This is a genomic window from Labilibacter marinus, assembly GCF_001659685.2.
Lineage (GTDB): Bacteria > Bacteroidota > Bacteroidia > Bacteroidales > Marinilabiliaceae > Saccharicrinis > Saccharicrinis marinus.
The window spans coordinates 1-23,729 of the sequence record NZ_LXYE02000010.1; the positions used below are offsets into that span (position 1 = coordinate 1).

Below are 23,729 nucleotides of genomic sequence, written 5' to 3' on the forward strand. Positions count from 1 at the left end.
CGGATCACGCACAAACATTACTAGGTATCTCTTTTATACTGATGCGTGACAGCTGCGAGAGTGATTCAAATGAAACTTACACCAAACTCAGACCAAACTCACAGATATGTGAGTTTGGTCTGAGTTTGATATGTAAATGGCCTTACTTTATTACGAAGCTGTTTAGAATCTCTTACGACTATAATTTGGGCTAGAATAAACCATTTCTTTAACTTTGTGTTTAAAATTGAAAAACTTATGCAATTAATTATATCACCTGCAAAATCCTTGGATTTTGAAACTTCAATACCATTTCAACAAAGCTCCGACTATAGATTTACTGAAGAACCCAAAGTGTTAGTGGATAAACTAAATACTTTAAGTAAAGAGGAGCTTTCGTCTCTTATGAAAATTAGCGATAAGCTAGCTGAATTAAATTTTATACGCTTTAAGGAATGGAAGTATCCATTTAATCAAGAATTAGGACGTCAGGCTTTATTTGCATTTAAAGGGGATGTTTATACGGGCTTGGATGCCTATTCTTTAGATGAAGGTGACGTAACTTACATTCAAAGTAAATTACGCATCTTATCTGGGCTGTACGGCTTATTGCGCCCATTGGATTTAATTTTACCATATCGTTTAGAGATGGGCAGCAAACTGCCTGTGCAGAAGGCTAAGAATTTATATCAATTCTGGGGTGATAAAATTACAGAACTTTTAAATTCAGATATTCAAGATAATAAGCATAAGGTGATTATTAATTTAGCTTCCAGTGAATATTTTAAGTCTATCAATAAAAAACGGCTGAAGGTACCTATTATCACGCCTGAGTTTAGGGACCTTAAAAATGGAGAATATAAGATGATAAGTTTTTATGCAAAAAAAGCCAGGGGTTTAATGACTCGTTTCATTGTAAAAAATAGAATTCAGGATCCAGAGGAAATCAAAGCATTTGATTTAGATGGTTATTATTACAACAATCAACTTTCTAAGAAGAGTACTCCTGTATTTACAAGAGATCATTAATTCCTATCATATTGACGGAGGATTAAATTCAGATATAAAGGTAGTTTATTGATTTATTAAAGTTTTTTCGTAACTTATTACGACAGAAAATACCTAAATCTTAAAGATATTTACCATGGAAAAGAATTTAATTGTTGAAAGATATGGTAACCTGTTAAAAGCAGAACAGCTGGTTACCATGGAAGAAAAAATACTACCTAATACCTTTGTGTTGGAAGCGCCTGAACCATTCCCTGGTTTTTTTAATTATTATAGTGAATCTCCCCAAGACTCAACACCATTATATATTTACTTGGTGGTGGATCAGCTATACACCTTGGAGCAGGTAACACGTGCGCGACAAAATATAAAGGAATATTTCCCTTCAGATTTTCATGCGGATGCAGGAACTGTTACCATTTATAATAAAACATATCATGTTATCAGAATTAGGCACCTGCAGAAGTATGATCAGATAAAAGCTTTACAAACTGCATTTCTGGACGAGGGAATTAAATTTAAGAGAAAGCCTTCTAAAAAGATTGAATCTACAGGAGTTATTCGTTTAAAAAAGTTCTTTAGATTAAATGAAGTAGAGGAAGGTTTGTTTTTGGATGATGTGGAAAAAGATCATGGTTATATTTGTTTACCTAGGTTTGTTAAATGGGCCGAGTTTGAGGAATTAACTAATAAAGTAAAGTATAATTGGTCGGGTAGTTTTTTCGATGCAGCATTAGGTCATTTCCATAGTAATTTTGAAATCGAGGATATGATTAGAATATACAATCCTAAAATAGATATAGAATTACTGCGGAAGGCAAAACAAACATATCTTGAACAGATTAAATAGTATGAAGCTCCTAATAGGAGCTTTTTTTATACCAATTGGTCTAGTGTAAAATTAACAAGATGGTAACTTAAAATTGTTTGATTTTATTGATGTGTGTAGTATGTTTGTGTTTTGCAAATTCTATTAAAAGTAACATAATGGATTTAAATAAATATATTCTCTTTATTGGCTTATTAATTGGCCTAGTTGCCTGTCAGCAAAAAGAGCATAAAGTCACTTATCAAGAAGGGTCAAATATCTTAATAGATGCTACTACAGCTACAGATAGCGGTATGATGGAGAAGGTTGCTCCTTATAAAGCAGATATTGATGCTAAAATGAATACGATTATTGGACGTAGTAAAAAGGAATTATTGGCTGATAAACCGGAAAGCCCTCTTTCTAATTTTGTTTCGGATGTAATTCAACATCAAGCCCAAGCTTATTTAATTCAGCATAAGATGGATTCAATTCCTGTTGTGTCACTAATGAATATAAAGGGACTTAGGGCACCTATACCCTTGGGAGATATTACGATTCGCAATATTTTTGAAGTGATGCCTTTTGAAAATGAAATTGTTTTATTGGCTTTACCGGGAGATAGTATCTTATCCTTATTTAAATACTTAGGGACTAGTGAAGGTGATGGAATTGCAGGAGCTTCTGTTGTTTATGACGGAACTAAATTGAGGGAAGTATTGTTAGATAATAAAGCGATTGATCCTAAGAAGAATTATTTTTTAGCTACATCTGACTATTTGGCGAATGGAGGAGATCATTATCATATGATTATGAATGCATCGTTTAAAAGGAAGATTAATATGAAACTACGAGAAGCAATCATTGAAGAAATACAGGATTTAAGTGATAAGGATTTGGATGTGGATGCCAATGTGGAAGGTAGAATTATTTTCAATTAAAATCGTGGGTTGTGATAAACAATAGAAGAAAGTTTTTAAAAACTATAGCATTCGGGTCTGCAGCAGGAATGCTAACGATACCATCATGTAAAGTTGGAAATGGAGGAAAGGTTAAAGTAACTATATTGCATACCAACGATGTACATAGCCATATAGAACCATTTCCAGATAATCATGCTAAATATCCAGGTCAAGGTGGGTTTGCGCGTCGCTTTGCATTAATAAAGCAGGTGAGGAGAGAAGAGGAGCATGTACTTTTATTAGATTCTGGAGATATATTTCAAGGAACGCCTTACTTTAATTTTTATAAGGGAGAACTGGATATTAAATTAATGGGTGAGATGGGGTACGATGCAGGTACCATTGGTAACCATGAGTTTGATAATGGTATTGATGAGTTGGCTAATCAAATAAGCAAATCTAATTTTCCATTTTTATGTAGTAACTACAAGCTAAATAATTCAGCTCTAGATGGATTGACACAACCTTATAAGATATTTAAAAAAGGGCCAATTAAAATTGGTGTTATTGGATTAGGGATTCAGCTAAATGGACTTGTAACTCCAGTGAATTATAAAGGGGTAGATTGTTTAGACCCTGTTGTAGAAGGAGAAAAGGTCGCTCAATATTTAAAGGAAAAAGAAAAATGTAATTTAGTCATAGCCCTATCCCATTTAGGTTATGAGTATAAACAAGATTATTTTAGTGATATTAAAACGGCTAAAAATACAAAGTACATAGATGTACTATTAGGTGGCCATACCCATACATTTCTAGATCAGCCTACTATCCTTAATAATAAGGAGGGTAATGCAGTTATTGTTAATCAAACAGGTTGGGGAGGTATTAATTTGGGCAGATTAGATTTCACGTTTGATACTTCTGATACTTCTGGGAATTTAGCTTTTAATGCACAATTATAATGATCTATTTATATGAAAATACCTATCGTAGATTTATCTTTAGATAACTTAATTAAACTAAAAACAGAAAATGACTGGAACGACCACTTTAATTTGGTGGTATGGCCTAGAACCTTATTTTGGTTAGGTTTGAAAGAGCAGTTTGCGGAATATGAGTCTTTGAATTGGAAGATTCATTTTACTCCTAATAACATGCATAATAATTTTATATCTATGCATGTAACGGATCCTAATGAAGTATTTAATTTTTACTTTCAAGTTCCACTGGTAGAAAAGTTATCTCTGAATTTATACCTAGGAGACAATACATATAATTTCTTTGAGATACATCCTTTTTTAGTTTCTAAGGGTGTTATTAAGCCGGATGAGCCAGAGATAAAAGCCACCTCTACCATATTACCACATTTATTGCTGTCGTCTACTAATACTAAGTATGAAAAAAAGACCTTGTGGGATATTGATACAGATAACTGCTTGGAGATAGTAAAAACAGATCCCATTATAAATTTACTGATACAACGCTTTAAACAATATGTTCCTCCATTAAAGAAAATAATTTCGAGCGAGTGGGCATTATAAAATAAAAAACTCCGATTACTTCATGTAAGTAATCGGAGTTTTTTTATATCGTAATATTTCTTTTAATCTATCGGTAATTGACGTTTAAATGTTTCTTCAAGAGATATGATTGTCTCTGTTGAAGATATACCCGTGATAGATTGCAGTCTGTCGTGTAGCATACGTTTTAAATCTTCATTGTTACGTGCATAAATCTTAATGAAAATGGCATACTGACCCGTGGTATAGTGACACTCAACAATCTGAGGGATATCTTTTAACATCTCAACCACCTTGTCAAATAAGCTTGCTTTTTTCAGAAATATACCCATAAATGCACAGGTATGATATCCAATTTTAGCTGGATTAATAATAAATTCAGACCCTTTAATTACCTCTAAATTCATTAAACGCTGAATTCTTTGGTGAATAGCAGCTCCAGAAACTTTACATTCTCGGGCTACCTCCAAAAAAGGGATTCGGGCATTTTTAGTGATAAGAGATAATATTTTTTTATCTAAACTATCAATTTGTTGGTTATCCATTTTATCCTACTAGGGTTATAAATTGTAATGATAATTGCTTATTTACTAATAATATGGAACAAAAGTATAAATTTGAGGACTAATATTCAATAGTATTTGTCATGTTTATTTTAAATATGTTACCATTTTTTAGGTGTAGCTTATAAATTATAAGCATTATTCGCTCATGTAGGCATTTTGAACATTTTGTTCTGTTGGAAATTGGAATACGCTTAGTCCAAATTCTGGCAATACAGCTAAAATATGATCGAAGATATCGGCCTGAATACTCTCGTAATTAGCCCAAGCCTGATCGTTACTAAATACATATATTTCTATAGGAAGCCCTTTTTCATTGGGCTGAAGGTGACGTACCAAAAATGTCATTCCCTTATGGATTTTTGGGTGATGTCTTAAGTAGCTTTCTAAATACTTTCTGAAAATCCCCAGATTAGTTAAGTTACGACCATTTATAGCTGATGATTCGTCAATGTCAAATTGTTTGTTGTATTCATCTAGCTCATCTAGTTTATCTTCAATGTAATCTTGTAGAAACTTTACCTTTTTGTATTTAGAAATCATCTCAGGTGAGCAAAATTTCACACTCTTCATATCTATGTTAATAGAGCGCTTTATTCTTCTACCGCCCGATTCCTCCATCCCTTTCCAGTTGGTAAAGCTTTCGCTCACTAATGCATAGGTGGGAACTGTAGAAATTGTTTTATCCCAGTTTTGTATTTTAACCGTGTTTAAAGTAATCTCCAAAACAGAGCCATCCGTATTTCTTGAAGGCATAACAATCCAATCGCCAGGTTTAACCATGTTGTTGGCCGATAGTTGAATACTAGCCACAAATCCTAAAATAGTATCTTTAAACACCAAAATTAATACAGCAGCTATCGCTCCTAAACCTGTAAATATAGCCGTGAGTTTAATGTCAAATATTATAGAGACAATAATCAGGATTCCCACTAAAGTTATCATCAATTGTATGCCTTGAACATAACCTTTTATCGGACGATCTTTTCCGTAAGGTTGTGTGTCGTATATATCTTGAGTAGCCTTTAAAAAGGAATCAACCATTAACAATATTACTATGATAAAATAGGAGGATATGGTACTATTTAATATGGTATAGATAGTGGGGTAGGGTGTAAAAATAATATCTATAAACGCATAAATAATAATAGCAGGAACCAATAAGGCTGCTCTTTTTATTAGTTTTCGTTTTACGTAAAAATCGTCATATTGTGATTTGGTTTTTTCCATCACACGCTCAATCGTTTTAACCAAATATTTTTTGGCAAAATAGTGCCCTACTTTGGCTAATATGATGGCAATTATAGAGAATGTAGCTACTTGTATGTAAGCAATAGCATCTTCACCTAAATTAGCCTTCTTTAATAAAGCTTGAAAAGAACTCGCTAAACTTTCTGTGTTGAGTGTGGTTGTGTTAATGTTTTCAGGCATAGAATAGTTTTTTAACCTATAAGTTGTACATTGTAATGAATGCAAAAATACAAGTTAATTTTTTTCCACATGAAGCAATTTGTACTATTTCTTTTATTTTTTCTTATCGTTCAGATAGATAGCGATGCGCAATTCAAAAGTTACTTTCAAAATGGTAGTTTAAGAATTGATTTTGTATTAAGTGGTAATGCCCAAGAATCGAAGGCTTCCATTTTTGAATTAAAAAAAGAGCGGTTTTATGGCGGCTCCTTGCATAAAACCATAGACTCATTAAATTATGGCGAGTTTAAAATTTCTCTTTTAGATAAGTTAGACAGTACAGTGATATACACTCGTGGGTTTTGTACCTTATTTGAAGAATGGCAAACAACGGATGAAGCTAAAAGAATGGATAAGAGCTTTTTTCAAACGGTAACAGTGCCTTTCCCTAAAAAAGAAGTGGTTGTATCTATTGAGCGACGAAAAAGAAATGGACAGTTTTATAATTTATTGAATACCTCCATCGATCCTAGGGCATACTCTATCGTAAAGGGAAAATTAAATGGCGTTAAGACTCATAAATTGATAGATAATGGAAATAAAGATGAATGTGTTGATATAGCTTTTATCGGAGAAGGATATGCAGATTATGAAATGGACAAGTTTCATCAGGATATTCAACGAATGTATGATTACATGATTACCCAGAGTCCTTTTGATCGTTATCAGAATAAATTTAATTTTTGGGCTGTGGACGCCGTATCTGCGGAGTCAGGTGTAACAGATCCAAGAAAAGATGTTTGGAAAGATACAGCTTTGAAGTCGAGCTTTAATACGCTTAATTCTGATAGATACCTTGAAAGCACCCATACATTTTTAATTAGAGATTATGCAGCCTTGGTTCCCTACGATCAGATTTATGTAATAGCAAATACCGATAAATATGGTGGAGGTGGAATTTATAATCACTTCTCACTAACATCTATTGATAATAGTAGGTCGTTGACTGTTTTTATTCATGAATTTGGACATGCTTTCGCAGGATTGGGAGATGAATATTATACTTCGGAAGTGAGTTATAGCGAGTATTTTAATCAGGAAATAGAGCCTTGGCAGCCTAATTTAACTACGCTTATAAATTTCGAGGCTAAGTGGAAAGGTATGATATCTAAATCAACCCCTATTCCAACACCTGCCAAAGAAAAATATTTAGATAAAGTGGGCGTTTTTGAAGGTGGAGGTTATTCTGCCAAGGGCATTTATCGACCAACTTACGATTGTAGAATGAAATCCAATGAAGCAGATGAGTTTTGCCCTGTTTGTCAAAAGGCTATTGAGGAAATGATTTTGTTTTTAACAGACTAAGTAAAATTGTTTTTGCTTGATTCGTAAAAACTCTGATATTTGGAAAGTAAATATGAGGAGAGTGAATCAGAATCTACATTAAAATATACATTGTTAATAAAAAAAATAAAGTAATTGAAATATGCAACACCAGGCAAATAAGGAACGATACGAAGAAATGCTTTACCAACGCTGTGGTAGGAGTGGAATAAAGTTGCCAGCCATCTCATTGGGTTTATGGCATAATTTCGGATCAGTTGATGTTTATGAAAATGGGAAAGCCATTATTTTTGAGGCTTTTGATAAAGGAATAACGCATTTTGATTTAGCTAATAATTACGGACCAGAACCAGGTAGTGCTGAAGAAAATTTTGGGTCAGTTTTTAATAAGCATTTAAAAGCTTATCGCGATGAGATGCTAATTTCGACTAAGGCGGGATATTATATGTGGCCAGGTCCATACGGTGAGTGGGGATCTAGAAAAAACTTGATTTCAAGTTTAGATCAAAGTTTAAAGAGAATGGATTTAGAATATGTGGATGTTTTTTATTCGCACCGTTTTGATCCTGAAACGCCGCTAGAGGAAACAATGATGGCCTTAGATCATGCCGTCCGTCAAGGGAAAGCCTTATATGCGGGAATCTCTAACTACCCAGCCGATAAAACTCGCGAAGCTGAATCTATCCTAAGGGAATTAGGAACGCCTTGTTTAATTCATCAGGCTCGCTATAGTATGTTAGACCGTTGGGTGGAAGACGAGTTGCTAGATGTGGTGGATAAGAGAGGGATGGGGCTAATAGCTTTTTCTCCATTAGCACAAGGTCTATTGACTAACAAATATATTAAGGGTGTGCCCGAAGGGTCGAGAATGACTCGCAATCATTTTCTAAAAGAAGAGCATTTGACTACGCAAAAGTTAGATGCCATTAAAGATTTAAATGAGATTGCTCAGAATAGGAATCAATCCTTAGCTCAAATGGCTATTGCTTGGTTGTTAAAGGATGATAGAGTAACGTCGGTATTAGTTGGAGCAAGTTCTGTACGTCAGTTAAACGACAGTATTAATAGTCTAAATAACCTAAAATTTCAGTCTGATGAACTGGATAAGATTGAAGGTATCTTAAAAACGATTAAATAAATCAAGACTATAAGTTCTTTGTACAAGAATTTAAAGCTCTTCTCTTTATTCATGTTAATAAGGAGAAGGGCTTTAGTTTTTTGTGGATGATTTTGGAAATAATCAGTATGGACTTATAGACTATGAAACTAATCAATTCAAATACTTCTCTTTAATCATTCTGCTTCTTGAAACCATATCGCTCGATTGCAAAGTTTTCATCTTTAAATCCTCGGGGAAAGCAGGATTGTCTTTGAAAAAGTAATCAACAATCTGCAGTGCATGAACAGAATTGTATCCATTTAGTGTATTGTTGAGCCAGCCAATCGGAAAGAAAATATCACCTGTTTCTTTTATCGTTTCAGTCAGCTTGAGGGCACCCTCTAAGTATTTCAGATTACGTTCTTCGTGGTATGGATGATGCAGATAATAAACCGCACTCAATACCCAATTTTCTTTTCTGCGATTTTCTAACTTATTCAGACTTTCTACAAATAAATTAATTTCATTGGAGTTAGCCGAAAAAACTTGACTGACGAAAATCATTCTGTTCTTCAGGTCTTCATCATCCAATTTGTGAGCGAATTGAGCAATATCTGTATTGTCAAAACGATCATCTTTTAGAGCAAGTTGGTATACTGCCGATTCTAATTCTCTTTCCGATAGTTTAACGTCCCCTACTTTTTTTCTTTTTATTACTTGGTTCAATTTTTTTAAACCTGAAGGACTCGAAACTATATGTACGTAATTATTAAAAAGTAACTTTTTTAGGCTAATTGAAGACCTGGTTTCGTTCAATCTATCCATAAAGGTATCTTCTAAATTCTCTGCAAAGCTATTTCTAAGTTTTGAGGTAGTACATCTCCAAAAAATGCTATTTAACTGATTACAGGCCAACCTTAAAATCTGCTCATTCTCTTCATATGTTATCTCTTGATGTAACATTTTAAGATATTGTTCTGGATGAATATTACCGTGTAAAAAGTTTTCGTATAGCTGGATTAGTGTAGCACCACGGCAGAGCTCATCCTGCAAAAGATGTAAATTATTTAAAGCATATTGCAATGAGGGTGTATTCATTAAAAACAGGCCATATCCTGCTTGGTCCACAGTTGGGAGAATAAAGTCTGCTTGTTTTTCAATACCTCCCAAGCTTGTTTTTTTAGATAAGAGCTCAACTTCTTCAGTAATTATATTCGAATCAGTTATTCTACTATAGTTTATTCTTTGTGCCCAAACCTTGCTCGAATGGCTATATTCTGGTTTTTGAATTATGTTGAGTTTTTCCTCTTGTTGAACAAATTCAATAACGGGTCTGCCAGGTTCGTTTACCCAAGTGTTGCTCCATAAAGCCAAATCGTATTCAGATAAATCATTTAAAATCATCATTAAATCATCCCAAGTGGCATTTTGGTAAGCGTATTTTTTTAGGTAGGAAGAAAGTCCATGCTTTAAATTATCTTCTCCCAATAAACTTTCCAACTGGTTCATCATAATAGGAGCCTTGTGATAGATAATGCTTCCGTACATAGAACCTGCGTCGCTTAAATTATCTAACTTTTGTTGTATCGAGTTAGCTCCAATGGTTCTGTCAACGCTATATGAGGCAGGAAAATGAGCGCTTAAAAAAGTTAGTTTATGGTTTAAATGCGGGAATTGTTCTTCCACTATTTTATCGGCAATAAAATTGGCAAATACTTCCTTTTGCCATACGCCGCTAAACCATTTCATGGTAACCAAATCGCCAAACCACATATGGGCAGTTTCGTGGGCAAGCAATTGAGCTCTTCGGAGTAGTTGTTTTTGAGTAGGGGTTTCGTTTAAGAATAATAATTCAGAACGATAGTAAATGGCTCCTGGGTGTTCCATGCCTGCAAACTGAAAAGATGGAATACAAACTAGGTCATATTTACCAAAAGGAAACTCGACTTCGGTGAAATCTTCCAGCCAATCGATAGAATGAAATACTTGCTGAAAAACCTGTGATGCATTCCGTTTAACCTTACTCGAATCTTTTTCCATATGGTAAATAGAAATCTTTCTTCCATTAAGCGAGGTTGTTAGTTTATTAAACTTACCAACCGTAAAAGCCCACAAATAGGAACTAATGGGTTTTGATGTTTGGAAGCTCAATAGTTTTCTGTTGTCAGATAACTTTTCGTTATAGATAAGCTGACCGTTTGTGATGGCATTATACTCCTCGGGTAAGTTAACTGAAACGGAGAATTCTGCTTTTAAATCAGGTTGATCAAAACAAGGAATGGCTGTGCGAGCCCTGGCAGGAACAAACAGCGAATACATATAATCCTCATTTCTATTTAAAGCGGCATTTCCTAGAGTAAATTTTATTTCAATACGATTATTTCCTTCCGATAAAAAACGATGGGGTATCACCAAATGCTCATTTTCAAGAGAAAAAAATGCTTTGCTATCGTTCACCATCACTTCTTTAATAAGCTTGGGAGAACTGGCAAAATCAAGAATTAAAGGTGTTATGGCACTCTTTTTTATGAGCTGAATATCTGCTACGCCTTGAATATTTCCTTTTAAGGAATCAGGAATGGTTAGTTCAAGTTTGTATTTAATATCTGATATATCTTTGAATCGCTCCTGTGCTAACTCCCAGGAAACTCCTTTTTTTAAAGATCTTGGTGTTTCTTCTTTACAAGCGCTGAGTAATATTATTACTAGGATAAAGGCAAGTTGAATATGTTTCATCTATGTTTAGAATTAGCAAAAAAAATGGATAAGCAATACTAATTTTATTAAGGCACCCGTGTGCTCAATTAAATTGCTCTGGTTGTACAAGTTTAATGATTCATCTTTTAAGTCGACGTTCAAATATAATAAATAAACCTATTTACTTCCTCTATTCTTAACTAATCCCATTTATGGCTTAGTTTTGGCCTTATTCTTTTAATATTACGATCTTACACCTTAAAACTTTTAAACTTTCCTTCAATAATAGCTTGATTACTCCCCAACCAGTTTTTAAGAATTGAAGAATATATTTCTCTAAAATCTAAGGTGTGGAGCAGGTCTTTTTCGTCTTGCAAGTTTAAATTGGTAGTGTTGTTGGCAAAGCCCGGTTTATTTAAATTGCCACCAAGCAACCAAACATTATTGGCCTTACCATGGTCTGTTCCTTTACTACCATTTTCGTTGATACGTCGGCCAAATTCAGAAAAGACAAGAATGAGTGTATTTTCATAGTTTCCAGTTTGTTTTAAATCTTTCACCAAGGAAGAAAGAGAACTATCCAAGGTGCTCAGTAGTTGCTTTTGCTTGTTTTGCTGATTGCTATGGGTATCAAATCCACTCATCGATGCATAATATACGGGTGTTTCAACACCAGAACCAATCAATGAAGCAATGGTTTTTAAGGAACGAGCCAGTTCTGAATTGGGGTAATCAACGTTTGTTTTGTAGGTTTTATATTTATCGAATAAATAATCGGTTGATGATTTTGTGTTGTTAAAGGTTTTGTACAAATAACCCAAGGTTTCATTACCTTGATGGTTTACTTTGTTTAGAGCATTAAAAAAAGAGGTATTACCAACCCGTTTTAGTTCTGCAGGATTGGTAAAGGCCATTCCTAATCCCTTTTTTCCTTTTAAGGCCAAAGACATGCTGGTTCCAATTTCTATGGCAGAATGGGGTGCATTACATTCCGCATCCAGATATTTCCCTAGCCATCCCGAGGAGTAATATTTATTCGCATCGCTAGCAGTTAACCAAATATCGGTAGCTCTAAAATGCGATTTGTTTTGATTAGGATAGCCTACCTGGTTAAAAATAGTCATCTCTCCATTTTCGAAAAGTGAAGCTGTGTTTTTTAAGGAAGGATGCATTCCAAGCTCACTATTTATCCCTAATACTTCGCTGGGTTTTATGCTTATTGTAGGACGTTGTTTATAGTAAATATCATTGCGATAAGGGACAATGGTATTAAGCCCATCGTTGCCACCAGCTAACTGAACAACAATTAATCGCTTGCCATTAAAACTTACATCACTTTGGTTAATGCCTTGCAAAAACTGAGGAACCATAAGCGCTGAACTAGCGACTACACTATGCTTTAAAAATGCTCTTCTATCCATAACACTTAATCTAAAATCAATAACTAAAAAAACGGTTTAACACATTTGAAAATCGGGTACCGACAACATTTTTACTATTCGTTCTTTCTGATTTTTATCTTGAAACAAAGCTTTAACTTCTGCATGTGGAGTTTTTCCAAATAGCAGGATTTCAAGTTTGATAGTATCCATCTTTTTTAGCGCAGACAGTTGACTTTCATCTACATTAATTTTCAATTTATTATTCACTTTTCTTTTTTGCATCATGCTCACCTGTTCTTCACTAGCTTGGGTGTCAATCATCCCTTTGTTAACGATAAGCGAAGGCAAACGTAAACGAAGCATTAATGTATTGCTGTCAATCCAATTTAAACCACCGGGCCAACCAGCAACATTAGGAGGGTATAATAAAATTTGTCCCAAACTTCGTTGAAAATATAGAAACTGCTTTTCGTTTTCCATCTCAAAGGGAAACAGCTGATGTATAGAAACCAAAAGCTCAATGGGCGATTTTACCTTATTGGCCATGTTTACTTCATCATAAAACCAATCTTGCATAAATAGGTATCGCATCAATTTTTCGATGTCATAAGTCTGATAAAAAACATCGGTCAATTCATTTACATGCCTTGTGTTAATATTCTCGTTGACAAATTCTCGATATACTTCTTTACAGATAAAGTGGGCGCATTCTTTGTTTTCAAGGATGATGTCAATAATATCTTCACCTTTAAAATTACCTTGCTTTCCTAAAAAGGATTTTTCGCTATCGTCGTGCTGGCGTTGAGCAAAAATAAAATCGCCTTCTCTGTTCGATCGCCATCCAGTAAATGCTTTTGCAGCTTCTTTAATATCTTTTTCGGTATACAAAACATCACGACCAAGCGTAAAAAGCTCCATTAATTCGCGAGCAAAATTCTCGTTGGGTGCTTGCTTTTTATTTTTATTATTGTCGAGGTATTGTATCATAGCAGCTTCCTTAGCCACTGCTATCGTTAGTTCTTTAAAATTGCCCAAGGCATGGTTGCGCAAACTATTATTAAACGATTCTGCAGGAGCTATCGATTTGCTCATCACCACAAAGTGGTTAGCCCAGAATAATACCATGCGCTCTCTTAAATTATCGGCTTCATCACACATTCTGGCGAACCAAGCTTTGTTGTATTCAATTAGTTTTTCTCGGTTATACTTATTTAATTGTTTACGTTGTTGTGCAGAAAGATCCTTATAAACTACATTATTCCATTTCTGATGCTCAATATTTAAAGGCTTAACAGTACTGGCCTTTTTAAATATATTATCTAGCGCTGACTTTCTATTGCTAGGAAGTTTATTCAGTTGTTCGGGCTTTACCGCAATGGTGGCTCTTTTGAGTAGATGACAATATTCTTTTAGTTCCATATGCTAACGTAATTAAAGCAGGTGTATTAATAGGACTGCTGAAAGTTAGAAAAGTTTAATGAGTACGATTTAAAATGTGCTGATTCATTGAAGAATAAGTGATTGTTTTGTAGATTTGATTGGATTTAAAAAGAATACTATGAGTTTGGTGGATAAAAAGGCTGCTTTATTGCTAATTGATTTGCAAGAAGGATTTAAAGAGGAGGATTATTGGGGAGGAAAAAGAAACAACCCCAACGCAGAAAAAATATGTGCTCAGATACTTGAAAGGTGGAGAGCTTTAAGTTTGCCCGTTTATCATATACGCCATAGTTCGGATACGCCCGTTTCTAAGTTGCACGCATCCTATTCTGGTTTTGCTTTTATGCCCGAAACGGCTCCTATTTATGGCGAAGTGGAGATGGTAAAAAATGTAAATAGTGCATTTATCGGTACTAAACTAAAGGAGCATTTGGATGCTGCAGGTATTACTACATTAGTAATCGTAGGCTTAACAACTAATCATTGTATATCAACTACAACTCGTATGGCAGGTAATTATGGATACGAGACTTATGTAGTTTCTGATGCCACGGCCACTTTTCCTCGCAAAGGGATTAATGGAGAATTATACGATGCAGAAACGATTCACTTAACTGCTTTAGCTAGTTTAAACGAAGAATTTGCCACTGTTTTAAGTAAGGATAAGTTATTGGAATTGTTATAACTTTAACGGAGAATTTATATTGATTAATACCTAAATTTTAAACCTAATATCATCCATCATGAAAACGACTTATTTAATTACCCTGATTTGTGTTGCAGCTTTATTAAGCTCATGCGCCAGTAAAGCAAAGCAAAAAAAGAAAGCGGAAGTAGAGTTAAAACCTCAGCTTGAACTGGTATGGGAGAGCGATAGTTTAATGACGACTTGCGAATCGGTGCTTTATCATAAAGAATCAGGAATCATTTATGTGTCCAATGTAAATGCGTCTCCATGGGAAATTGATCATAATGGATTTGTTTCTACCATGGATACTTTAGGAAATATTCTGGAACTAAAATGGATGGAAGGGATGAGTGGCCCCAAAGGGTCGGGTATTGTGGGTAATAAATTCTATGTAAATGATATTAATAGGGTAGTGGAGATTGATATGGCAGCCAGAGAAATAGTAAATACTTACCCAGTAGAGGATGATCCAGCTTTAAATGATATTACGGTCTCCAAAGAGGGTGTTGTTTATGTTTCGGGATCGGCAAGCGGGAGCATTTATGCCATACAAAACGAAAAATTGGATACCGTAGTGACCAAGGAATTTGGTAGATTGAATGGACTTTTATCCAAAGAAGAGGGTATGTATTATTTAACTTCTGCAGCTGGTGATTTTGGTTTATGTAATCTGGATGATGGCAGTACAAATGTATTAACAACAGAGCTTGGTCATGGCGATGGAATTGTGAAGTTACCTAACGGTGATTTTATTACCTCGGATTGGAAAGGACGAGTATTTTATATTTATGCTAAAGATTGGAGTAAGACTTTATTGCTTGATACCAGAGAACAGGGAATTAATGCTGCCGATATTGATTTTATTGCAGATCAGAATTTATTATTGGTTCCTACCTTTTTCCATAATCGCGTAATGGCTTATAGGTTAGTTTTTAAATAAAAACAAGGTGTTAATGGCTCTTCCCTTTACCCATTGAAGATAAGGGGAAGTACCAAACTAAAAGAAGGTAATATATTTATAAACCTTCTAGTTCAATCTTGATTTCTACAGCTTAAAAAATTGTAATGAAGAACTTAGTTTTTCTGCCCCTCCTAATAAGGTTTTAGCGCTATCCGATAATTTATCTGCGGTAGTTGAATTAAGTTGTGTTACATTGTTCAATTGTTGTAAGGCCTCATTAACCTGTGATACTCCGTTATTTTGCTCAGTACTTGCTGCAGCAATTTCTTGCACTAAACTGGCTGTTTTATCAATTTCAGGTAGTACATTATTTAATTGCTCGGTGGAGATATCCGATTTCTCCACGCTTTCTAATACCAAGTCAGAAATTTCCTTAGCGGCTTCGCTACTTCTATCGGCCAACACCCTAACCTCATTGGCTACAACAGCAAAACCTCTTCCTGCCTCTCCAGCTCTAGAAGCCTCAACAGCCGCATTTAAGGCCAGTATATTTGTTTGTTGCGATATCTCAGAAATCACTTTTATTTTTTCGGCAATGGTTTTAATGGAGTTATTGCTTTCAGATACTGTTCCTTGTGTTTCATTCATCACACCCGATGAAGAAGTAGCTAAATCTTTGGCCTGATTACTATTAAAGGTGTTTTGCTCAATGTTAGCAGAAATCTCTTCCATAGTAGATGATATTTCTTCTACAGAAGCTGCTTGTTCGTTGCTGTTTTGAGCCAGTTGTTGTGAGTTTTTATTTAACGATTGACCACTATTATTTAAAAAGTGAGCACTATCCTTTACATCATTAACAATGTCCTGCAGGTTTTTATTGAGTTGAATAATAGATTTATTCAGAATACCCAATTCGCTCTGCTGCTTTTGCTCTTTTATTTCGTTATTTAAATGTCCATTAGATATTTTCTGCAGTTGTGCTATACTTTCTTCTAATGGTACCTTAAGTTTTTTATTGATGATAATAAACACCACAATACCTACCGCAAAGGCCGTAGGAAACGACCAAGCCATATGCACCAGTTCTGTATGACCAACAATGTAAGAAACAATACTAGTGTAATATACCAAATACATGGTTAGTTTAAGTATGGTGCCTAAAATTGATTTTTTGAAAATCCAATTGATTAATAGAATAGAAAAAGGTAAGGAACCTAATAAAAATGCTCCAAATATAAGTATGTCAGACATTATGCGTGTATTTTAATTTTTGTGAACGATCAACTGATCAAATGCTACTATTACTCACTAAGCGTATTTTCTACTACAACGGTTCATTCGGACTAAGGTTTCGAAGTATTGTACAAATGACCATTAATAATTGTCAATATTTTATAAATTTAGCAGCATAGTTTTCATCTATAATAATGATTTAAAAAAATAATATGATTGCACAGACACCTAAGCCTCCCTACTATGTGGTTATTTTTACTTCTGTTAGAACGGAGGTAGATGAAGGTTATGCAGAAATGGCAGATTATATGTTAGAGTTGGCTCAAAGTCAGGATGGATTCTTGGGAGCAGAAAGTGCACGTAACGAGCTAGGTATAACTGTTTCGTATTGGAAAAGTTTAGAATCTATAAAAAATTGGAAACACCATGTAGAGCATGTAAAAGCCAGAGAGAAAGGACGAAACATTTGGTATAGTAGTTATAAAACAAGAATAGCTCGTGTTGAGATGGATTACGGATTTGAACAATAACTAACCACCTATTTAAACTAATATATGAGTTTTGGAGGATCAGTAGCAGCGATGATTAGTTCGATGAAGAACAATAGAAAGTTGTTATCGCAAAGAAAAACTTTTAAGGATCAAAAAAAGGATTCTCGCTTTAGGATAGGAAAAGCCTTAAAATTTAAAGAACCATCTAACGCGGATTTACTTAAAATAAAAGAACGAATTAGAGCGAAAGCAATTCGTCAAAGAAGAATTAATACTGTAATAATTTTAGTGGTTGTATTGGTTGTTTCGTACTTGGGGGTTTCATTTTTAGGTAAGGTTGATGATAAATATAGAGAGATACATACTAGAGAATTAGAGGAGAAGGAAGCTATGCTTTTAAAGATAAAAGAAGAAAACGAGGAGGAAAGAGAGGAGTTGATTGTTTATTTTTTGAATCATGGTTATGAGTGCTTATCTCAGGAGAAATATTATTACGCCAAGTATTACTTTAAACAAATTTATGATTCCGAAAAAGATGATTATCGTGTAGCTTTGGCATATACAAGAAGTTACGTGTATGATTGTATCAATAATAAAAGAGAGTGCGAAAATACAAAGCTTTTGATAGATAGATTAAAAACTAAGTTTGGCGATAAGTTGGAGGTTGCAGAACTTAATTTGCTATATACAGAACACAAGTACTAACGCTAATTGCTTCAAATCCATTCCGCCATTTCATTATTCAGTTCAGCCCACTATTAAAACGACTCTGCAATTATCTTTTCATATCACCTTTAGTAAGGATTTACTTTGGGTTATTATTAACTTTAAAGAAATAAACTATGGAAAAGATTAGCGCAAAATTTTGGTGGCGATATCACATTGGAATGATCATGTTCTGCATGTTGGCAGCAATAGGGATGAAGTATAAACAATTGGGTAGCATACTGCATCCTAATATGATTTCTACTTTTTTTATCATTCTTTCTGTTTCGTTGGGAGTAGGTTATTTAACCATGTATATGGTAAGGCGTTTTGCTCAATACAATAAAAAACGTTTAAGTAAAATTATTTTACCTGCCTTATTTATATATTATGTCGTGGCTTTTTTAATTGCCAATGTAAGTGTAAGCATTGGTGTTTGGGTAATGTATATTTATCATGGGCGCGATATGTCTACCTTTTGGCACAATTTATTTAAGTACGAACTGTCTTTTGCAAATGGAAATTTTTTATCGTGGTTGTTGTTTTTTACCGTGGCCTTTTTTTATATCATGTGGAATAAAGCCAACAAAAAAGAGCAAAAACTTAACGAAGAAAACTTAAAGTATAAATACAATACATTGAAGGCTCAGGTGAATCCTCATTTTTTATTTAATAGCTTAAATACGCTTAGCGAATTGGTTCATGTAGATGCCCAGAAGTCAGACTTATTTATTCAGAAACTTTCAAAGGTGTATCGTTATATACTCGAAAACGAAAACAATGATTGGATTAGTTTAGAGCGGGAACTTGATTTTGTAAAGCAGTATTTCGATTTGCAGTTACAGCGTAACCAAGGTAATATCTCGATGGAGATAAATATTGAAAATCCCGAAAAATGGAAAGTCATACCTGTATCTGTTCAGTTATTGGTTGAAAACGCCATAAAGCATAATCAGGCTACTACTGATAAGCCATTACATATTTGGCTGTTTGTTAAGGATGAATACATAGGTGTAGAAAATACCCTTCAACGTAAAGATATTCTGGAGAATTCGATGAAAACGGGTTTGCAGAATTTAAAGGAGAGAGTTTCTTTAACAACGGAGAAGCAATTAATCATTAAGGAAGACAATCAAAAGTTTTTAGTGATGTTGCCTGTAGAAAATAAAGATTAGGAGTACATGAATATATTAATAATAGAAGATGAAATGCCTGCAGCGCTTAAGTTAGAGCGAATGCTAAAAGGTATAGATGAAACGATTCATTTGGTTAAGGTGTTGGCTTCCGTTCAGGAGGCCACTACCTGGCTAAATAATAATCAGCATCCCGACTTAATATTTATGGATATCCAGTTATCGGATGGTGTATGTTTCGAGATTTTTGAGAACTGTGAGATATCCAAACCTATTATTTTTACCACGGCCTATCATGAGTATACCTTGCAAGCCTTTAAAGTAAATAGTGTGGATTATCTGCTAAAACCAGTGGATGAAGATGAACTTAAACAGGCGATAAATAAATACAGGTTATTACATAAAGACGATACCCAAGCTAAATTACAAGAAGTGCTCAAGCAACTTCAGCCCAAACGAAAAGAACGATTTTTAATTAAGGTAGGAGAGCACTTTAAATCTGTTGATGTAAACCAGATTAACTGTATTTATATTGAGGAGCGTTGCACTTTTATCCAAGTGGGTAAGGATAAAAATTATGCGATTGATTATTCATTGGAGAAGGTTGAAGGTATGTTAGATGAAAATTTATTCTTTAGAATCAATCGAAATATGATGGTGAATTTTTATGCCATCAAAGATATTGTGATTTACTCTTCTAACAGGCTAAAACTTGAAATGATGAACGGACATAACTCAGAACCTGTATTAGTTAGCCGCGAAAGAGTGAATGCCTTTAAAAAATGGATGGACAGGTAAGAGTTTAAAGTATCTAGTTAAAAGTGTTTAGTTGCTAGTTGTGAGTTTTTTAAGTCCAACGGACTTATTACAAAATTCCACCTCATTGTTCTGGATATACAAGTCAATGTAAATAATTACTCCAATTTGTAATTGAGTGAGGACTAGCTCTAGCTCCTTTGGAGCAGAATATCAAGATGTTTATTTTCGTAGGGCGATGCCCCACGCTGTTGCTATAGCCCCGTTGGGGCAGATGTGCAGCAATGTTAATAATATCCATCAATTATTGGTTGGGGGAATGTAAAAAATGTAAATCGGGTTTCTGAATTGAAATACTAAAAAGTCCAACGGACTTATAGCACTAGCCCAGTGCAACGCTCTGGGTAACTAATGCAATGCAAATCATTGCTCCAACGAAGCAAAAGCACCTTTCTTCATTTAACCTTTCTCCTTTTTTCCTGTTCCCTTCTCCTTTTTTATTTGCTTAACCACTGTTTAAACTTAGGAGATTTCTCTGCAGATATAATGGCATCAAAAGGTAGCGGAGGTTCTATATTTAGCTTGAGTTTGTTTTTGGAATACACCACGGCATCCTTAACCGCTTTAATTTGTACAATACATTTTCTATTGGCTCTGAAAAAATACTTGGGGTTTAGCTTTTCCTCTAACTGCTCCAATGTATTAGGTAGGTCGTAGGAGTGACCATCGAATGTGGTAATAAACACCGATTTATTCTCCGCATAAAAAGAAGCTATATCATCCACTTTTATGGTTTTAATTTTATCTCTAAAATGCACCATAAAACGCTCCTGATATTCAGGTTTATTTAAAGACTGCGATATGATCTGATTGATTTGTTGATAATCCACCACCGTAGAAGCTTGGCTATTGAGGTGAATCTTCTTGTATTTGCCAATCGCCTGTTCTAATCGCTCTTTTTCAATGGGTTTTAGTAAGTAGTCAACACTCACCTGTTGAAAAGCATCTATGGCATATTGATTAAAAGCAGTGGTGAAAATGATGGGTGTTTCTACCTGTATCTGTTCAAAAATGGTAAAGCTGTTACCATCTGCCAAATGAATATCTAAAAAGATAAGGTCTACTTTGTTGTTGTTTAAAAACTGCACCGTTTCCTGTACCGAATCCAATATTTCAACCACCTCAAATTCGGGAGCAATAATGCCTATGAGCGCATTAAGCTTTCGTGCCGATGGCATTTCGTCTTCTACAATTAGTACTTTAACCATGGCTTGGAGGTATTAAGGTTATTTTTACAGAGTATGATGTGCCGTCGTTTTTAATAACAGGTATCGTATAGTTTAGTAGCTCATATTTCTCCATGATATTGGTTTGTCCTGTATTGGTTGAGTCAATATCAGAGAGGTCTCTTTGTTGCAAGTTGTTACTTACAATTAAACAATTGTCTTCACTATAAATTTTTATACTCAGTGGTTGATTGCGTGCTACCACATTGTGTTTAATCGCATTTTCAACTAACACTTGCAAAGTTAATGGAGCTATCATCATATCCATTTTTTCAGTGGCTATGTCTATCTCGTAAGCAAATCCTTCCTCAAACCTAAATTTGTATAATTGAAGGTAACTCTTGATAAATTCAACCTCTTCTTCCAAACTCACTAAATCGCGTTTGTTGATGGATAAAACATAACGGTATACCTGAGAGAAACGCTGAATGAATTTGTCGGCTTTTTCTACATCTTCATAAATAATACCAGATAGTACACTCAGGTTATTGAATAAAAAATGGTGATCGAGCTGGGTTTTTAAGGCACTGTATTTGGCATTTATCTGTTCTTTTTCGAGATGAGCTACCTGAATGGCCAACTTATTTCTTTCTTCCATACCCATGATTAGCTCAATAAGTACCAGAAACAGTGTGTCCATCATAAGCGGTACTACATACAGAAAATCTCTGCTATGTTCGTGTTCTGAACCAAAATGGCCACAGCTTGACAAATAATTAATACCCCATATTCCTAAAGAGGCATGCACTAAAACTAAACCTGCATCCATGAGTAAACGCAGACTCCACTTATCGTTCCAGTCTACTTTTTTATTAAACCAGCTCACTGCAAAGTAAAAAACTGTAACCGTTACTGCTGCGTTTAATAAAGCCCATCCCATACGAGTGGCTATAATTTCTTGTACTTCTTCAATTGTTCTGTAGCCAAAAAATAGCATCAGCAAAATAGAAGTTACCATAATTAAGATGGTAATTAATGGGATGAATATTACTTTTCCTCTATTAGGTATCATTCTGTGCGGGTTTAAGGGTAACTATTAGTTTTTAACCAACTCTCCTGTAATTCGTAATAAATTAAACTCAGCTACTTTGGCGTTAAAGCGAGCATCGTTATAATTAAAAGCTACGTTTAGTAGGTTTTGCTGAGCGGTTCTAAACTCAATAGATGTTACGCTACCAAGTTTAAACATTTCTTGGGTTTGCTCAAAATTTAAACGGGCCTGAGCCATGCTTCTTTCTTCCAGTTCAATAATTTGCTTTTTATAGGCATAGTCGGTATAAGCATTGGCCGCGTCTCGTTCCAGTTCCGACTTTAATTGCAAGGTACGTTCCTGTTCGCTCAAAATATTTAATTTCGCATTTTTCTCGCGTGTACGTTGTTGCCCTCCGTTAAATACATTAAACTTTAAAGATAAACCTGTGTTTACCCCATTGCTTTGCGAGTAGATGCTATTGTTATTAGTAAAGTCAGTTCTGTTATACCCATATTGACCGTAAGCCGATATAGTAGGGTATTTGCCCGCTTGAGCCAGTTTTAAATCCAGACTTGTAATTTCTTCTTGCTTTAATTGCGACTGTAAATAGGTATTGTGCGTTAAGGCCGAAGCCACCACTTGTTCGCTTGTAAATAACTTTTCAAAGGATAAATCTTCGTTAACGCTATAGGTGGAATTAACAGGTGCTCCCAATACCACATTTAAATCTTTTATAGCTGTAACGTAGTTTTGTTCTGCGTTTAATATACGGGTGCTATCCGTATTCATATCTACTTCAGCATTTAGTACTGCTAACGAGTTTGCTTGACCATAAACTTTTCTATCCAATGCTTTTTGGTAGCGTTCTTTAGATATTTCCATTGAAGCTTTTGCTAAACGTAGTACTTGTTGTGCACTACATACTGTGTAATAACTCTGCACCACGTTAAGCATTGTATTTTCCATTTGTTGCTTAAAAAGTATCTGCTGACGCTCGTCGGTTTGTTGCAGTTTTTTGTAGTTATAACGATTGCCAAAACCATCGAATAGCGCATAGTCTATACGGGCATTTCCGTTGTATCCAGTTGAGCTGGCGTCTTCATTTTTAATGACTCCCCAAATTTTATTTTCACTTTCCGAGTCTGTAAAGTCATAGTCGGCACCTCCATTTACGGAAACCGATGGAAGTAAACCTGCATTACCAATGGTATTATTGTTTTTGGCTTGTTGCAATTGATTTTCTGCAATTTTTAAATCGTAATTGTTGGTCATGGCAACACCAATAGCTTTTTCAAGCGTAAGCTCGCCTTCTATCTGCTGAGCTTTAAGTAATGGAAAAACCATCAAGCTTAAAGCCATTATAATAAATGTTTTTCTTAACATGCTCTTGTTATTAAAACCAGTTTAATAC

General features: G+C 34.7%; 22 protein-coding genes. 13 read left to right on the forward strand and 9 right to left on the reverse strand.

All coding sequences use genetic code 11. The features are described 5' to 3' along the window. The first annotated feature begins 237 nt into the window (after positions 1-237). The 5 genes from yaaA (at position 238) to A8L32_RS04320 (ending at position 4,238) form a co-directional block, all read left to right on the forward strand. Complete coding sequence (gene yaaA, locus A8L32_RS04300; RefSeq protein WP_066627914.1) at positions 238-1,008, forward strand: peroxide stress protein YaaA; 771 nt, start codon at positions 238-240, stop codon at positions 1,006-1,008. 115 nt (positions 1,009-1,123) lie between these two features. Continuing rightward, the gene (locus A8L32_RS04305) at positions 1,124-1,837 is read left to right on the forward strand and encodes a hypothetical protein (protein WP_066627917.1); all 714 of its coding nucleotides are present in this window, start codon (positions 1,124-1,126) and stop codon (positions 1,835-1,837) included. A gap of 137 nt (positions 1,838-1,974) precedes the next feature. Continuing rightward, on the forward strand, positions 1,975-2,736 hold the full coding sequence (locus A8L32_RS04310; RefSeq protein WP_066627920.1) for a 5'-nucleotidase C-terminal domain-containing protein: 762 nt from the start codon (positions 1,975-1,977) through the stop codon (positions 2,734-2,736). Between the two features lie 11 nt (positions 2,737-2,747). Further along, the gene (locus A8L32_RS04315) at positions 2,748-3,659 is read left to right on the forward strand and encodes a bifunctional metallophosphatase/5'-nucleotidase (RefSeq protein WP_143525017.1); all 912 of its coding nucleotides are present in this window, start codon (positions 2,748-2,750) and stop codon (positions 3,657-3,659) included. 12 nt (positions 3,660-3,671) lie between these two features. Further along, positions 3,672-4,238, forward strand: coding sequence for a hypothetical protein (locus tag A8L32_RS04320; protein WP_066627924.1), 567 nt, complete (start codon positions 3,672-3,674; stop codon positions 4,236-4,238). A 62-nt stretch (positions 4,239-4,300) separates the two neighbouring features. Here the strand turns inward: A8L32_RS04320 and A8L32_RS04325 are convergent, their stop codons facing one another. Both A8L32_RS04325 and A8L32_RS04330 read right to left on the reverse strand, forming a co-directional pair. Beyond that, positions 4,301-4,762, reverse strand: coding sequence for an Lrp/AsnC ligand binding domain-containing protein (locus tag A8L32_RS04325; RefSeq protein WP_066627926.1), 462 nt, complete (start codon positions 4,760-4,762; stop codon positions 4,301-4,303). A 156-nt stretch (positions 4,763-4,918) separates the two neighbouring features. Then, the gene (locus A8L32_RS04330; protein ID WP_083631180.1) at positions 4,919-6,211 is read right to left on the reverse strand and encodes a mechanosensitive ion channel family protein; all 1,293 of its coding nucleotides are present in this window, start codon (positions 6,209-6,211) and stop codon (positions 4,919-4,921) included. A gap of 69 nt (positions 6,212-6,280) precedes the next feature. Between A8L32_RS04330 and A8L32_RS04335 the strand changes: the two genes are divergently transcribed. Together A8L32_RS04335 and mgrA are read left to right on the forward strand one after the other, a co-directional pair. Continuing rightward, on the forward strand, positions 6,281-7,555 hold the full coding sequence (locus tag A8L32_RS04335; protein WP_066627929.1) for a M64 family metallopeptidase: 1,275 nt from the start codon (positions 6,281-6,283) through the stop codon (positions 7,553-7,555). A 121-nt stretch (positions 7,556-7,676) separates the two neighbouring features. Continuing rightward, positions 7,677-8,672, forward strand: a complete 996-nt coding sequence (mgrA, locus tag A8L32_RS04340) for an L-glyceraldehyde 3-phosphate reductase (protein WP_066627932.1) — start codon at positions 7,677-7,679, stop codon at positions 8,670-8,672. 132 nt (positions 8,673-8,804) lie between these two features. Here the strand turns inward: mgrA and A8L32_RS04345 are convergent, their stop codons facing one another. The 3 genes from A8L32_RS04345 to A8L32_RS04355 form a co-directional block, all read right to left on the reverse strand. Continuing rightward, a complete protein-coding gene (locus tag A8L32_RS04345) occupies positions 8,805-11,369 on the reverse strand; it encodes a M1 family metallopeptidase (RefSeq protein WP_066627935.1) in 2,565 nt (854 codons plus the stop codon). A gap of 212 nt (positions 11,370-11,581) precedes the next feature. Next, positions 11,582-12,751, reverse strand: coding sequence for a DUF1501 domain-containing protein (locus A8L32_RS04350; protein ID WP_066627942.1), 1,170 nt, complete (start codon positions 12,749-12,751; stop codon positions 11,582-11,584). Between the two features lie 36 nt (positions 12,752-12,787). After that, positions 12,788-14,131, reverse strand: a complete 1,344-nt coding sequence (locus A8L32_RS04355) for a DUF1800 domain-containing protein (RefSeq protein WP_066627945.1) — start codon at positions 14,129-14,131, stop codon at positions 12,788-12,790. 139 nt (positions 14,132-14,270) lie between these two features. Here A8L32_RS04355 and A8L32_RS04360 point away from each other — a divergent pair, with 139 nt between their 5' ends. Continuing rightward, positions 14,271-14,837 carry a cysteine hydrolase family protein gene (locus A8L32_RS04360; RefSeq protein ID WP_066627948.1) on the forward strand — a complete coding sequence of 189 codons (567 nt, stop codon included), beginning with the start codon at positions 14,271-14,273 and terminating at the stop codon, positions 14,835-14,837. Positions 14,838-14,895: 58 nt separating this feature from the next. Beyond that, on the forward strand, positions 14,896-15,780 hold the full coding sequence (locus A8L32_RS04365) for a YncE family protein (protein WP_066627951.1): 885 nt from the start codon (positions 14,896-14,898) through the stop codon (positions 15,778-15,780). A gap of 105 nt (positions 15,781-15,885) precedes the next feature. On the opposite strand, the gene A8L32_RS04370 is transcribed toward A8L32_RS04365, so the two are convergent. Beyond that, a complete protein-coding gene (locus A8L32_RS04370; RefSeq protein WP_066627954.1) occupies positions 15,886-16,992 on the reverse strand; it encodes a methyl-accepting chemotaxis protein in 1,107 nt (368 codons plus the stop codon). Positions 16,993-17,186: 194 nt separating this feature from the next. Here A8L32_RS04370 and A8L32_RS04375 point away from each other — a divergent pair, with 194 nt between their 5' ends. The 4 genes from A8L32_RS04375 (at position 17,187) to A8L32_RS04390 (ending at position 20,101) form a co-directional block, all read left to right on the forward strand. After that, on the forward strand, positions 17,187-17,504 hold the full coding sequence (locus A8L32_RS04375) for an antibiotic biosynthesis monooxygenase family protein (protein ID WP_066627957.1): 318 nt from the start codon (positions 17,187-17,189) through the stop codon (positions 17,502-17,504). A gap of 24 nt (positions 17,505-17,528) precedes the next feature. After that, positions 17,529-18,170, forward strand: coding sequence for a hypothetical protein (locus A8L32_RS04380; RefSeq protein WP_066627960.1), 642 nt, complete (start codon positions 17,529-17,531; stop codon positions 18,168-18,170). Positions 18,171-18,307: 137 nt separating this feature from the next. After that, complete coding sequence (locus A8L32_RS04385; protein WP_066627971.1) at positions 18,308-19,345, forward strand: sensor histidine kinase; 1,038 nt, start codon at positions 18,308-18,310, stop codon at positions 19,343-19,345. A 6-nt stretch (positions 19,346-19,351) separates the two neighbouring features. Beyond that, complete coding sequence (locus tag A8L32_RS04390) at positions 19,352-20,101, forward strand: LytR/AlgR family response regulator transcription factor (protein WP_066627974.1); 750 nt, start codon at positions 19,352-19,354, stop codon at positions 20,099-20,101. A gap of 455 nt (positions 20,102-20,556) precedes the next feature. On the opposite strand, the gene A8L32_RS04395 is transcribed toward A8L32_RS04390, so the two are convergent. Genes A8L32_RS04395 through A8L32_RS04405 form a run of 3 tightly spaced genes read right to left on the reverse strand, consistent with a single transcriptional unit; the run spans position 20,557 to position 23,701 of the window. Continuing rightward, on the reverse strand, positions 20,557-21,327 hold the full coding sequence (locus tag A8L32_RS04395) for a LytR/AlgR family response regulator transcription factor (RefSeq protein WP_066627977.1): 771 nt from the start codon (positions 21,325-21,327) through the stop codon (positions 20,557-20,559). After that, entirely contained in the window at positions 21,320-22,357 is a 1,038-nt protein-coding gene (locus A8L32_RS04400) for a sensor histidine kinase (protein ID WP_066627979.1), read from the reverse strand. The genes A8L32_RS04395 and A8L32_RS04400 overlap by 8 nt, the downstream gene beginning before the upstream one ends. Before the next feature lie 24 nt (positions 22,358-22,381). After that, positions 22,382-23,701, reverse strand: a complete 1,320-nt coding sequence (locus A8L32_RS04405; RefSeq protein WP_066627981.1) for a TolC family protein — start codon at positions 23,699-23,701, stop codon at positions 22,382-22,384. Between the last annotated feature and the right edge of the window lie 28 nt (positions 23,702-23,729).